This window comes from Novosphingopyxis iocasae (assembly GCF_014334095.1).
GTDB classification, from domain to species: Bacteria; Pseudomonadota; Alphaproteobacteria; order Sphingomonadales; family Sphingomonadaceae; genus Novosphingopyxis; species Novosphingopyxis iocasae.
Window position 1 is genome coordinate 2,055,309 of record NZ_CP060495.1, and the last position, 12,934, is coordinate 2,068,242.

At 62.4% G+C, this 12,934-nt stretch carries 11 protein-coding genes; 5 read left to right on the plus strand and 6 right to left on the minus strand.

What is annotated here, in order from left to right; translation table 11 throughout:
* Positions 1-83 precede the first annotated feature (83 nt).
* The 3 genes from H7X45_RS09830 (at position 84) to ribA (ending at position 2,880) form a co-directional block, all read left to right on the plus strand.
* Positions 84-722, plus strand: a complete 639-nt coding sequence (locus H7X45_RS09830; protein WP_187334717.1) for a LolA family protein — start codon at positions 84-86, stop codon at positions 720-722.
* Positions 723-1,033: 311 nt separating this feature from the next.
* Entirely contained in the window at positions 1,034-1,828 is a 795-nt protein-coding gene (xth, locus tag H7X45_RS09835) for an exodeoxyribonuclease III (RefSeq protein WP_187334718.1), read from the plus strand.
* Complete coding sequence (gene ribA, locus H7X45_RS09840; RefSeq protein ID WP_246449423.1) at positions 1,825-2,880, plus strand: GTP cyclohydrolase II; 1,056 nt, start codon at positions 1,825-1,827, stop codon at positions 2,878-2,880. The genes xth and ribA overlap by 4 nt, the downstream gene beginning before the upstream one ends.
* A gap of 33 nt (positions 2,881-2,913) precedes the next feature.
* Here ribA and H7X45_RS09845 read toward each other — a convergent pair whose 3' ends face one another.
* The gene (locus tag H7X45_RS09845) at positions 2,914-5,670 is read right to left on the minus strand and encodes a [protein-PII] uridylyltransferase (protein ID WP_187334719.1); all 2,757 of its coding nucleotides are present in this window, start codon (positions 5,668-5,670) and stop codon (positions 2,914-2,916) included.
* Positions 5,671-5,710: 40 nt separating this feature from the next.
* Positions 5,711-7,414 carry a class I adenylate-forming enzyme family protein gene (locus H7X45_RS09850; RefSeq protein ID WP_187334720.1) on the minus strand — a complete coding sequence of 568 codons (1,704 nt, stop codon included), beginning with the start codon at positions 7,412-7,414 and terminating at the stop codon, positions 5,711-5,713.
* Between the two features lie 73 nt (positions 7,415-7,487).
* Here H7X45_RS09850 and lgt point away from each other — a divergent pair, with 73 nt between their 5' ends.
* Both lgt and H7X45_RS09860 read left to right on the plus strand, forming a co-directional pair.
* Positions 7,488-8,351: a prolipoprotein diacylglyceryl transferase gene (lgt, locus tag H7X45_RS09855; protein ID WP_187334721.1), complete on the plus strand. Its 864-nt coding sequence runs from the start codon at positions 7,488-7,490 to the stop codon at positions 8,349-8,351.
* Complete coding sequence (locus tag H7X45_RS09860; RefSeq protein ID WP_246449424.1) at positions 8,344-9,399, plus strand: class I SAM-dependent methyltransferase; 1,056 nt, start codon at positions 8,344-8,346, stop codon at positions 9,397-9,399. The genes lgt and H7X45_RS09860 overlap by 8 nt, the downstream gene beginning before the upstream one ends.
* Here the strand turns inward: H7X45_RS09860 and H7X45_RS09865 are convergent.
* Genes H7X45_RS09865 through H7X45_RS09880 form a run of 4 tightly spaced genes read right to left on the minus strand, consistent with a single transcriptional unit; the run spans position 9,396 to position 12,931 of the window.
* Positions 9,396-9,977, minus strand: a complete 582-nt coding sequence (locus H7X45_RS09865) for an ABC-type transport auxiliary lipoprotein family protein (RefSeq protein ID WP_187334722.1) — start codon at positions 9,975-9,977, stop codon at positions 9,396-9,398. The two genes, H7X45_RS09860 and H7X45_RS09865, sit on opposite strands and share 4 nt — an antisense overlap.
* Positions 9,978-9,985: 8 nt before the next feature.
* Positions 9,986-10,930 carry an MlaD family protein gene (locus H7X45_RS09870; protein ID WP_187334723.1) on the minus strand — a complete coding sequence of 315 codons (945 nt, stop codon included), beginning with the start codon at positions 10,928-10,930 and terminating at the stop codon, positions 9,986-9,988.
* Positions 10,931-10,940: 10 nt separating this feature from the next.
* Entirely contained in the window at positions 10,941-11,828 is an 888-nt protein-coding gene (locus H7X45_RS09875; RefSeq protein ID WP_187334724.1) for an ABC transporter ATP-binding protein, read from the minus strand.
* Positions 11,825-12,931 carry an MlaE family ABC transporter permease gene (locus H7X45_RS09880; protein WP_187334725.1) on the minus strand — a complete coding sequence of 369 codons (1,107 nt, stop codon included), beginning with the start codon at positions 12,929-12,931 and terminating at the stop codon, positions 11,825-11,827. The genes H7X45_RS09875 and H7X45_RS09880 overlap by 4 nt, the downstream gene beginning before the upstream one ends.
* Positions 12,932-12,934: the final 3 nt, after the last annotated feature.

Sequence of the window (12,934 nt, forward strand, 5' to 3'; positions counted from 1 at the left end):
GAACGGGAACCGCTGCCGGGGTTCAGTTCTTATTCAACGCCTTTCGGCCAATCCTATCCTCCGAAAATATCAGGAGTTATTTCATGGTTCGCAAATCCATAGCCCTTGCGGCTGCCGCCCTGGCAGCGGCGCCGATGGCCGTGAGCCTGGCCCCCGCCGCCATCGCGGCACCCGCCGCCTCGCCCGATCTTGCCCGCGTTGCTGCGCATTTGAAGGCCGCGAACACCATGACCGCGGATTTCACTCAGAGCGATCGCTCCGGCCAGACACTGACTGGCAAACTGATCCTGAAGCGGCCGGGCCGCATTCGCTTCCAGTATCAGAAGGATGTGCCGTTGCTGATCGTCGCCGATGGCAAGGCGCTGACCATGATCGATTATGAAGTGAAGCAGGTACAACGCTGGCCGATCGCGAACAGCCCGCTGTCGGCACTGCTCGATCCCGATCACAACCTCGCCAAATATGGACGGGTCGTCAGCACCGGAAACAACAATGTCGTCCGGGTCGATGTGAAGGACCCGAAGCATCCGGAATATGGCGTGCTCAGCATGATCTTCGTGCGCAATCCGAATGCACCGGGCGGGCTGATGCTCGATAGCTGGGTCGCGCTGGATTCGCAGAACAACCGCACCACGGTTCGGCTGAAAAACCAGAAGTTCAACGCAAGCGTTTCGGACAATAGTTTCCGCTGGACCGATCCGCGTCCGCGCGGCCGTCGATAGGGCGTTCCGGCAAGCTACGGACTGCGAACATGGCAGGAATCTGACTGCTATGTTCATGATGTGGACAGGTGGGAAAGCGTAATTGGAGATCACAGGAACGGTCGATCGAGCGAGTTCCCCCCTGTTGCTCGCTCTTATTGTCGGCCGTTTCTGACAAAGCGTGACGAACGCAAGCTTGGCCCCCATCCCTTTTTGCCCCCGGGATGGGGGTTTTGCTTTGTCAGGTGCAAGCGTGACCGTAAGGCCCCGCGCCTCCTGCAAACGGCACTGCACTCTTGGGTTTTGGGCCATGCGCGCCTAAGTCCTGCGGCATGTCCAATACGATCCGCATCGCCTCCTGGAACATCAACTCGGTCCGCGCGCGCATGGAAAGCGTTGAGCGTTTTCTGAAGGAAGAATCACCCGATATTCTTTGCCTGCAGGAGACCAAGGTGGTCGACCAGCAGTTCCCGGAAGGCCCCTTCCGCATGCTGGGCTACAATCACCAGATGCTCCACGGCCAGCCGATGCACCACGGCGTGTGCATCCTCAGCAAGATCCCGCTGTCGCAGGATGATCGGCTGGATTGGCAGAACAATGGCGAGGCGCGGCATCTCGGCGTGCGCCTGCCCAATGGCTGGCGGCTGGAAAATGTCTATGTGCCCGCAGGCGGCGACGTGCCGGATCGGGAAGAAAACCCCAAATTCGGCCAGAAACTGGACTTTCTGGAGCGTATGATCGCTTGGTCCGGCACGCTGGAACACCCCACCATCCTGACCGGTGATTTCAACGTCGCTCCGCTGGAAAGCGACGTGTGGAGCCACAAGCAACTCCTCAAGGTGGTGAGCCACACACCGATCGAAGTTGAAACGCTCGACCGGCTGAAAGCGGCGGGCGACTGGGTGGACCTCGGCCGCCATTTCCACGCGGCACCCAAGCGACTCTACACCTGGTGGAGCTACCGGGCGCGCGACCACACCAAATCGGATCGCGGACGGCGGCTGGACCATATGTGGGTGACGCCCGATCTCACCGACCATGCCGTTTCCCATGTGGTGCATGAGGACTGCCGCAGCTGGCTGCGCCCTTCCGATCACATCCCCATCGTCACGGAATTCCGTCTTTGAGCCAGCCAAACGATGCGCGCCGCGCCGCCCGCGCGATCGATGCGCTGCGCCGCGGCTGGCCGGTGCGGATCGAAGGACAAGACGGCGCGATGATCGTCCGTTCGGTTGAAACGCTGTTCGAGGATGCGATTCCGGCAGATGCGACCCTGCTGATTTCAGCCGAGCGCGCGGCCACGCTGAAAATCGTCAACCAGCGTGAGGCTGCTCACGGGGCAGCGCCGGTTCTCATTAAAACGCCCGAACCGCTGACGGGGCCTGCCATCATTGCGATCGCCGACCCGTCGCGCGACCTTGCGACACCTTTCAAGGGGCCGTTTACGGCGCTGGCGCTGAATGCCGGAGACGCAGCACGCGGCGGGCTGGAGCTCGCGCGCCATGCCGGGCTCCTTCCGGCGCTGCTGGTGCTCAGCCAAGACGATGCCGTCGACCGCGCGAGCACGGCCGATATTGCCGCCTACCGCGATCCGGCGCAGCTGCGCATCGCGGCGCGGGCTCGCCTGCCCGTGCTGGGGGCCGAGGATAGCCATATCACCGTGTTCCGCGCCGAATCGGACGCGCGCGAACATGTCGCGCTCATGGTGGGATCGCGCCGCGATGGGCCGCCTCTGGTGCGCCTGCATAGCGAATGCCTGACCGGCGATGTTTTCGGGTCGCTCAAATGCGATTGCGGGCCGCAGCTGGCAGAGGCGGTGCGCCGCATGGACGATCACGGCTGGGGCGTGCTGCTCTACCTGCGCCAAGAAGGGCGCGGCATCGGCCTCGTCAACAAGCTGCGCGCTTATGATCTGCAGGATCAGGGCTTCGACACCGTGGACGCCAACCGGCGGCTGGGCTTTGCCGACGACGCGCGCGACTTTGCGGTCGCCGCACGCATGCTTGGTCTGCTCGGTATCGATGCGGTGCGGCTGCTGACCAACAATCCCGCCAAGGTAGCGGGACTGGAGAAAGCGGGTATCGCGGTGAAAGAACGTGTTCCGATCCAGATTGCGCCCAATCCGCACAACCATGCCTATCTGGACACCAAGCGCGATCGATCAGGGCACCAGCTCTAACGGTCCGCGCGCCGAAATCGGATCCACGGGCGTTCAGGCCACCTGCCGTTCCTCGTCGAACTCTCCCTTGGCCGCTTCCATCAGCCGCGCTTCCAGCGTCTTGAGCCGCTGCGAACCCTCGATCTTGGCACCCAGCAGATCGGTCACGTAGAACGTATCGACCGCACGCTCCCCATAAGTCATGATGTGCGCGCTGCGGATCATCGCCTTGGATCGGAACAGCGCTTGGGCAAGGCTGTTGAGCAAAGCCGGCCGGTCGCGCGCATTCACCTCGATCACCGTGAAGCGGTTGGACGCGTCGTTATCGCTCACCACGAAGGGGGCCACCTCGAACGCATCGGCACGTGGCAACGGCAGCGGGCGCTGTTCCAGCCGGTCGACCATGCGCGAGCGGCTGGTGAGCGCCTCGACAATCGAATCTTCCAGCCGTTTCAATTGATCTTCGTCGCAAAACGGGCGGTTTTGCGGGTCCTGTACCAGGAAATTGTCCATCGCCATGCCGTCGGTCGTCGTGTGGACGCGCGCGTCGATCACCGACGCACCGGCTAGGTGAATCGCACCGACGATACGATAGAACAGCCCCGGATGATCGGCCGCATAGACCGAGACCAGGGTGGCGCCGCGCTCCGCATAATAACAGGCGTCGATCGACAGCGCATCGTCGCCTGCCGCGAGCAAATCGCGCGCATTGCGCAGCACGATATCGTCCGGTTCCGCGATCCAGTAGGCATCGGGAAAGCGTTTGGCGAGCCGCGCGAATTCCTTCTCGGGCAGATCAAGCGCGGCCTTAAGCGCCTCCTTGCTCTGTTCGATCCGTTCTGCGCGGCCATGTTCCTTATGGCCGAGGCGCAGCACCTCCTCCGCCGCGGAATAAAGATCGCCCAGAAGCTGGCGCTTCCAGCTGTTCCACACACCCGGCCCCACCGCGCGGATATCGACGACCGTCAGCAGCAACAGAAGCTTCAGCCGCTCGATCGACTGAACCTGATCGGTGAAATCGGCGATGGTCTTGTAATCGGCCAGATCGCGCTTGAAAGCGGTGGCGCTCATCAGGAGATGATAGCGCACGAGCCAGCTGACGAGCTCGGTTTCCGACGCATCCAGCCCCAGCCGCGGGCAAAGCTTGAGCGCTACCTGCGCACCCAGCACGCTGTGATCGCCGCCACGGCCCTTGGCGATGTCATGCAGCAAGGTCGCGACATAAAGCACGCGCCGATGCTTCAGCTTGGGCAGCATATCGGTGGCGATCGGATGGTCTTCGGCAAGCTTGCCGCTTTCGATATCACTAAGCAGCCCGATCGCGCGAATCGTGTGCTCGTCCACGGTATAATGGTGATACATGTCGAACTGCATCTGCGCGACGACGCGCCCAAACTCCGGCACGAAGCGGCCGAAGACCGTCGCCTCGTTCATCCAGCGCAGCACCATCGCCGGATCGCGCGGCGAGCTCAGCACATCGAGAAACAGCTGGTTGGCACGCGCATCACGGCGCACTGGACCGTCGATGCTTTTTGAATCGCGCCGCGCGGCGCGCATGGCGAGCGGGTGAATTTCATAGCCATAGCGATCGGCCAGCCAGAACATCTCGATCAGCCGCACCGGATCCTCACGGAAGAAATCATCGTCCGGAATCGCGATGCGTCCCTGATCCAGCTGAAAACCGTTCAGTTTTTTCAGCGATTTTGGCCGGCGCGTAAACCGGTGGTGCATGCGCTTGGCCTGCGCCTCTTCCAGATGGCTGAGGAACAGGCCGGTCAGATCGCCGACGGTCTTGGCATTGGTGAAATAGAATTTCATGAACCGCTCGACCGATGAGCTGCCGGGCCGATCAGCATAGCCCATCCGCTCTGCCACCTCACGCTGCAGATCGAAGGTCAGCCGGTCCTCAGCGCGGCCGGTAATCGTGTGCAAATGGCAGCGCACCGCCCAGAGGAAGTTCTCCGCGCGGCGGAACTTGCGATATTCGGCGCGAGTGAACAGCCCTTCGGCCACCAGTTCGGCGGCCTGCGGCACGCGGTACATATATTTGCCGATCCAGTAGAGCGTCTGCAGATCACGAAGGCCGCCCTTGCCCTCCTTCACGTTAGGCTCGACGACATAACGGCTATCGCCCATCCGCCGGTGGCGCGCATCGCGCTCCTCGATCTTCTGCTGAATGAAGCGCGGCACGCTGCCTGCCACCACTTCGTTCCAGAAGCGTTCGGCGGCCTCGTCATAAATGCCGCGATCGCCCCAAATGAAGCGTGCTTCCAGAAGCGAGGTACGGATAGTCACATCCTCGCGCGCCAGCTTCACCATCTCATCAAGCGAGCGGCTCGAATGGCCGACTTTCAGGCCGAGATCCCACAGAAAATATAGCACGGCCTCCACCACCTGCTCGGTCCAGCCGGTGCGTTTATAGGGCGTGAGGAAGGCCAGATCGACATCGCTATGCGGTGCCATCTCACCGCGACCATAGCCGCCCACCGCGTGGAGCGAGAGGCGCTCCGAACTGGATGGATTGCTTGAAGGGTAGAGCTGCCCGGTGACATAATCGTAGATCAGACGGATGATCTGATCGATCAGATGCGCCTGCTCTGCCGCGCGGGCATGCCCCTCGGTCGGTTCCGCCTCCAGACGGTGCGCGATCTCCGCACGGCCAGCGGCAAGCGCCTCCTGCAGCAGATTGCGAATCGCGGGCCGCGCTCCCTTGCCGCCATGTTCGGCGATCAGGCCATCGATGGTGCCGGCGAGCGCGCGGCGATCGATGATGCCGCGCTGCCCTTCGAATTTGTCGCGCAATGCCTTCATGGGTCCGATATGGAGACGAGGCTGCCCAAACTCAAACGCTCTAGGCCGCGTCGCCTGCTACCTTCGCATTATATTCCGCGCGCAGGGTTTTGCGGTCGATCTTCTGCGTACCCAGCCGCGGCAGCATCTCTTCCGCCTTCCAGAGATATTGCGGCACCTTGAACTTGGCGAGGCGATTTTCGAGAAAAGAGCGCAGTTCGTCTGCGCCCAGATCGACACCCTCGCGCGGAAGATAGACCATGCCGACCACTTCTCCGTAATGATCATCGGCCACGCCAAAGGCACAAAGCTCGGCCATGTCTTCATGCTCATAGGCCGCGGCTTCCACCTCCGTGCAGGCGATATTCTCGCCCCCTCGGATGATGATGTCCTTCTTGCGGTCCACGATGTAGAGATAGCCGTCCTCATCGACATAACCGATGTCGCCGGTGCGGAAGTACAAATCATCTGTAATCGCCGCGCGCGTTGCCTCGGGGTCGTTCCAATAGCCCTCGAAATTGGCGATCGAACGGATACAGACTTCGCCCCGTTCTCCCTGCGGCACCGGCGCGCCGAAATCATCCAGGATGCCAAGATCGACCAGCGGCGGCGATGGCGTACCGGTGCTGTCCGGCTTGTCGATATAATTGTCCGAAAAGTTGGTGCAGCCCACCGCGTTCGTTTCGGTGAGGCCATAGCCGATACCGGGGCCGCCCTCTTTCATGCCCTGCTTGATCTTGGTGACATGTTCGGCAGGGCGCGGTGCCCCGCCCGAGGCCATGATGGTGCAGCTTGAAAGATCGTAATCGCCGCGCTTGGGATGCACTGCGATCTCATAGCTCATCAGCGGTACGCCGGTAAAATAGGTGATCTTTTCCTTTTCGATGAGGCGCATTGCCTCCTCCGCATCCCATTTGCGCATCATCACGAGTTTGCGGCCCATGGCAAAGCCCTGCAGCAGCATCGGCACTTCGCCGGTCACATGAAACAGCGGCACGTTCATCAGCGTCGCGGGCGGGAATTTCGGTGCCTCGCCGCGCGCAGTGGCCAGCTGCAACAGCACCATCGTGCCGCCGACATAGTTCATCGTGCCCTGCACCACCGCACGGTGGGTGGACCAGGCCCCCTTGGACCGGCCGGTCGAGCCGGAGGTGAACAGGATCGTCGCCTTGTCGTCGCCGCTCAGAACCGGGAGCGGGGTTTCTGCCGCAGCGCCCTCCATGATCTGCGCAAAGGATTCGCGGGGGCCCACGAAATTGTCATAAACGAAGACCTCCGCGCCGCCGAGATCCTGTCCTTCCAGCCTTGCGGCGCGCTTGGGATCGGCCAGCACCAGCTTGCAGCCGACCATCTTGATCGCCTCTGCGAATTCGCTGCCGTGCCACCAGCCGTTGAGCAAGGTCGCCACACCGCCGGCCATCAGCACCGCCATATAGGCAACGACCCAGTTGGCCGAATTGCGCGCACCGATGCCGACGCGGTCTCCCTTCTCGATCCCCTTGTTGGCGATCAACCCGCCGGCCAGCACGCGCGCGGCCTCATAGGCCTCGCCAAAGGTTAGGCGCAAATCCCCGTCGATCAGGAATTCCGTGTCCTTATGCTGCATGCAGAAATGCCCGATATAATGGGCGAGCGACGGCGGAGCCTTCACCAGCGCGGGTAGCGCCACACCGTCCTTTTCAAAGCTTTGCGTTTCCAGAAGCTCGCCTGGCTTCGACAGTGCGGCGACGGCGGCTTGGATCTGGCGGTCAAGTTCCGAGGGCATGAAGTAATCTCTCCTGTTGGCCTTACTGGCTTTATCTCTATATGAGGCCCAACTCCGCGGGGGGAAAGAGCCGATGCTATCCATGCTCGCCGAGGCCGGCAGCTTTATCAACTACAGCAATCTCGGACTGGATCCGGTTGCACTCGATCTCGGCTTTTTTCAGCTGCGTTGGTATTCACTCGCCTATCTGGCCGGGATCCTCATCGGCTATTGGTATCTCACCAAGCTGGTGGATGCGCCGGGCGCGCCGATGGCGCGGCGCCATGCCGACGATATGATTTTCTACGCCACGCTGGGCATCATCCTGGGCGGGCGGATCGGTTATGTATTGTTCTACCAGCCGAGCCTGCTCGATAATCCGGTGAATGTCCTGAAGGTGTGGGAGGGCGGCATGTCGCTGCATGGCGGCGCGCTCGGTACTATCCTTGCCATCTTCATCTTCTCGCGCGTCCACAAGCTGCAATTCCTGCGGATTTGCGACTATGTGGCCTGCTGCATCCCCTTCGGCCTGTTCTTCGGACGGCTCGCCAATTTCGTGAACGGAGAGCTTTGGGGCCGCACGACGGATGTGCCTTGGGCCGTCATCTTCCCCACTGGGGACGGCCTGCCACGTCATCCCAGCCAGCTTTACGAAGCAGGTCTGGAAGGCGTGCTGCTGTTCGCGATCCTGTGGTACTTCTTCTGGAAGACACAGGCGCGCTACAAGCCCGGCTTCCTGATGGGTGTGACCGCGATCATCTACGGTGCCTCACGCTTTTTCTTGGAATATTTCCGCCAGCCGGACCGCCAATTGCAGTGGCTGGCCGATCAGACCGGCCTCAGCATGGGCCAGTGGCTCACCATTCCGATGATCCTGCTCGGCCTCTTCCTCGTGCTGACCGCCAAAGGCCGGCGCCAGCGGATCGAACCGGTTGCGGGCCAGGACAGCATTGCCTGAAGACGCTACGCTTACCGACCAGTTGCGGCGCCGGATCGCGGCCTCCGGCCCGATCAGCGTTGCCGAATATATGCGAGAGGCCAACGCCGCTTATTATGCGGCGGGCGATCCGTTCGGCGCAGGTGGTGATTTCGTCACCGCGCCCGAGATTAGCCAGATGTTCGGCGAAATGGTGGGCCTATGGCTGGCCGATCTCTGGATCCGCGCAGGCCGCCCCGAGCCGGTCCATTATGTGGAACTGGGTCCGGGCCGCGGCACGCTGGCGCATGATGCGCTGCGTTCCGCCACAGGATTTGGCCTGTCGCCTTCGGTCCAGCTGGTGGAGACCAGTGCGGCGCTACGATCGGCGCAGCGTGAACGGCTGCCCCTGGCCGAATGGCATGACAGCATCGAAAGTCTGCCGCGTGACGGCCCTCTGCTGATCGTCGCCAACGAATTTTTCGACGCCTTGCCCGTGCGCCAGATGATCGCGACCGAAGACGGCTGGCGCGAGCGGATGGTGGCGCTGGACGGCGATGATGGCTTTGCCGCCGAAACCGGTACGCGCGCGGTCGACGCGCTCGTGCCGGACGCGGTGCGCGGCGCTCCGGTTGGCAGCATCTATGAACATTGCCCCGATGCCGCCACCATCCTGTTCGATCTGCTGCGCCGGATCGCTGCGCAGGGCGGAGCGCTTCTCGCTATCGATTACGGATATGATCGATCCGGCATCGGTGAGACACTGCAGGCGGTGAAGGATCATGCCCGCGCAGAACCCTTTGCCGATCCCGGAGCGGTGGATCTGACGGCCCATGTCAATTTTCAGGAGCTCGCCAATATCGGCCGGGTGGCGGAAATGGGCGTTCACGGCCCAGTGGGTCAGGGCCGGTGGCTTGCGATGCTCGGCATCGTGACGCGGGCGCGAACGCTGGCTAGTGCTGCGCCCGATCAGCGCAGCGCGATCGCCGCTGCACTGAAACGGCTGACCGCTCCTGATGAAATGGGCGAGCTGTTCAAGGTGCTCGGCTTTACGGCGCCGGGCTGGCCGACGCCGGAAGGCTTCGCTTAACCGGCCACCCAGGCGGCGACCGCCTGTGCCACCTCATTCGCCGCGCTGTTGAGCGAGGCACCGGCATTTGCCGGATCGATGCTGGTGAGCGGGCGGGTCGCGGTGAACCGGCGCGTTTCCACCCGGCCCTGCGGCAGCCGTCGCACGGCATCAAAGGTCACCACGGCGCGGCTGGGCGCTTCGTACACGCCGAAATCGACGAGCTCTCCGGTCAGATAATCCTGCGATTTTCCGCCCGATTCCGCCTCATCAAGGACAAGCCGTCCGCGCGCCGCGATAGTTTCCGACAACAGGCTGGTGAACAGGCTTGCAGGCGTATCCGCCCAGCTGCCGTCCTTCAGATAGCTGATGGTGCCCGATGCGCTGGTCACCGGAATCCGGGTGACGCTGAGCTTCTGCGGCGTGGATGGCTCCGTGACCACCAACGCGCTCGCCTGGCTGCCGGCCATTACGGTACCGGCCTGAACCGTCTGGTCCGGCGTCAGCGTAAGGAGGAAGGGCGGCGCATCGGGGCCGAAACTGATGCAGGCCGACAGCATCGCCGCCGGTGCCAGAACGAGCAAGCTCAGGGCTTTCATGGGCAGTCTCATTTCCCTTTGTAATCCGGCAGCGGCTGCGACGAGATCAGCGAACCGGCGCCGCCCCGATTGACCTTCTCGGTAATGCTTTTCAGCGACTTCGTGGTGGCTTGCAAATCGCGCACCAGCTGGTTCACTTCCGGCACGGTCTGTTCGGAGAAGCTGGTGACGCCCGGCTGGGCGGCCTGCACCGTGTTTTCAAGCGCTTTCATGCTGGTCCGCGCCGAAGCCATGGTCTCACGCAGCTCGGCCGCCAGTTGCTGGCCATCGCTGTTCACCAGCTTGTCCGTGCTGTCGGCAAGATTGCCGATCTTCTGCGCCGCATCGCCGGCCTGGCGCACAGCGACGCGCGCATCACGCAGCGCGGCGGTCAGTTCAGGCGCCTGCTCGGCAAAACTTGCCGAAATCGATTCGACATTGTTCAGCAGTTGCGAGAAGCTTTCCTGATTGTCCTCGGACAATAGCTCGCTCAGACGCTCGGTCAGCGTCGACAGGCGTTCCACCAGCAGCGGCGCACTGTTCAGAAGCTCGCCCAGAGCACCGGGCTTGGTCGGGATCACCGGCACGCCCTCCGGCCCGTCCTCCACGATCGGCGGCGACCCCTTCACCGCTCCGCTCAGCTGGATTTCCGATACGCCGGTAAAACCGATGCCGCTCACCGTTGCCATCGTGCCCTGCAGAATCGGCACGCTATCGTCCACCGCGATGCGCACGCGGACGAACTCGGGGTCGTTCTCCCAGAGCTTGATCGCCTTCACCTGACCGATCGGCACGCCCGAATAGGACACGCCGGAACCTTGGGCGAGGCCGCTTACCGAGCTCTTGAAGAAAATATCATATTCCTTGCGGTCGCCTTCGCCGAACCGGGCGAGCCAGATGATGAGCACCACCGCAGCGGTGACGAGCATCAGCGTGACCGCGCCGACAAGTACATGATTGGATTTGGTTTCCATTGTCTGTGCCTTATGCCTCGCCGTCGGGCGCGCTGTCCATTGCCTTTGCCGCGCTATCATTCTGCGCTGCCTGACCCGATACGCGATCTTTCGCCCCGAGAGCGGCGCGGCCGCGTGGGCCGGTGAAATATTCGGTGATCCACTCGTGATCCAGCTGGATCAGTTCATCGATCGTGCCGGTTGCAATCACATGTTTGTCCGCAAGCACCGCCACCCGGTCGCAAATTGCGTGCAGGGTGTCGAGATCGTGCGTGATGAGAAAGACCGTGAAGCCCAGCGTTTCCTGCAGGCTGCGCGTCAGTTCATCGAACTTGGCCGCGCCGATCGGATCGAGTCCTGCGGTCGGCTCGTCCAGGAACAGCAAGTCCGGATCCATCGCCAGCGCCCGCGCAAGGCCTGCTCGCTTCTTCATACCGCCCGAAAGTTCCGACGGGTATTTACTCCCGGATTCGGGGGGCAGACCGACAAGATTGATCTTGTACCGGGCCAGTTCGTCCAGCAGCCGGGGCGTGAAGTCCGGATAGAATTCGCGCAGGGGAACCTGGACATTTTCTGCGACCGTGAGGGTGGAAAACAAGGCACCGCCCTGAAACAAAACGCCCCAGCGCTTGCGCACGTCCTGCGCCTCGCTGCCCTCCTCCAGCGCCTCTTCTTCCTCCATCTCGCCGAGCATATTGTGGTTGAAGACGCGAATCTTGCCCGCATCAGGCTGCTGCAGCCCGATGATGGAACGCATCAGCACAGACTTGCCGGTGCCAGACCCGCCCACAACGCCGAGGACTTCGCCGCGGCACACGTCGAGATCGAGATTTTCGTGGATGACCTGATCGCCGAAGCTGTTCTTCAGTCCACGGACCTTGATCACCGTATCGGGAATGCGGGATTGCTTGCGCGTCATACCCAACCCAATGCGCTGAAGAATACGGCGAAAAACGCGTCGAGCACGATCACCATGAAGATCGCCTGCACCACTGCGGCGGTGGTCTTGAGACCGACCTGTTCGGCATCATTTTCCACCTGCAGGCCCTGATAGCAGCCCGCAATGGCGACGATGGCACCAAAGACCGGCGCCTTGATCAGCGCGATCCACAGATCGGTGATCGGGGTCACCTCGCGCAGCCGCGAGACGAATGTCGCAGGCGGGATATCAAGCCCGATCCAGCACAACAGACCGCCGCCGACGATCGCGATGATCGAGGCATAGACGGTAAGGAGCGGCATCATCAGGACGGTGGCGAGAACGCGGGGGAGGACGAGCGCTTCCATCGGCGACACGCCGATTGTGCGCATCGCGTCGATTTCCTCGGTCAGCTTCATCGTGCCGATCTGCGCGGCAAAGGCGCTGCCGGACCGGCCTGCGACCATGATCGCCGTCATCAGCACGCCGAGTTCACGCAAGGTGAGGCGACCGACGAGATTGATGGTGAAGATTTCCGCGCCGAACGCACGCAGCTGAACCGCGCCCTGCTGCGCGATGACCACGCCGATCAGGAAGCTCATCAATCCGACGATGGCAAGCGCACGCACGCCCACGACGTCGAAACGCTGAATGATGGCGTTCCAGCGAATGCGGCGCGGGTGCATCAAGACGCGGCCGGTGGCCAGCACGGTCGACCCGAAAAAGGCGATCAGTCCAATGAAGCTGGAAAAGCCCGCGATCGTTGCCTCGCCCACCTCGGCCAGCATGGCGCGGAAAGGCGGGCCGTGATCGCGCTCCAGTTCCACCGGCTCGTCCGAGCGGCGGACTTCTTCGATCAGCTGACGCTGATCATCGTCGCAGCCGATGATCTCTGCATCGCTGTCACGCGCGGTCCGCACGAGCAGCCAGGCGCCGACGGTATCGAGATGTTCGATGTTCGAAATATCGAGGGCGGCGATATCGTCCGTATCACGCAGGCGGCGCGATAGATTGCCGATCTGCGAGATCGACAGACTGCCGGAGAAGACAAGCGTGCGCCCGCCCTCTCCGTTCTGTTCGTCGAAATCCGCGCGCAAACTCATTAC

Bases quoted from the DNA above. Each gene is read 5' to 3' on its own strand.
- H7X45_RS09880 (WP_187334725.1), bottom strand. From the start codon at position 12,931: ATGAGTTTGCGCGCGGATTTCGACGAACAGAACGGAGAGGGCGGGCGC.
- H7X45_RS09870 (WP_187334723.1), bottom strand. From the start codon at position 10,930: ATGGAAACCAAATCCAATCATGTACTTGTCGGCGCGGTCACGCTGATG.
- H7X45_RS09830 (WP_187334717.1), top strand. From the start codon at position 84: ATGGTTCGCAAATCCATAGCCCTTGCGGCTGCCGCCCTGGCAGCGGCG.
- H7X45_RS09845 (WP_187334719.1), bottom strand. From the start codon at position 5,670: ATGAAGGCATTGCGCGACAAATTCGAAGGGCAGCGCGGCATCATCGAT.
- H7X45_RS09865 (WP_187334722.1), bottom strand. From the start codon at position 9,977: ATGAAAGCCCTGAGCTTGCTCGTTCTGGCACCGGCGGCGATGCTGTCG.
- H7X45_RS09875 (WP_187334724.1), bottom strand. From the start codon at position 11,828: ATGACGCGCAAGCAATCCCGCATTCCCGATACGGTGATCAAGGTCCGT.
- lgt (WP_187334721.1), top strand. From the start codon at position 7,488: ATGCTATCCATGCTCGCCGAGGCCGGCAGCTTTATCAACTACAGCAAT.
- H7X45_RS09850 (WP_187334720.1), bottom strand. From the start codon at position 7,414: ATGCCCTCGGAACTTGACCGCCAGATCCAAGCCGCCGTCGCCGCACTG.
- xth (WP_187334718.1), top strand. From the start codon at position 1,034: ATGTCCAATACGATCCGCATCGCCTCCTGGAACATCAACTCGGTCCGC.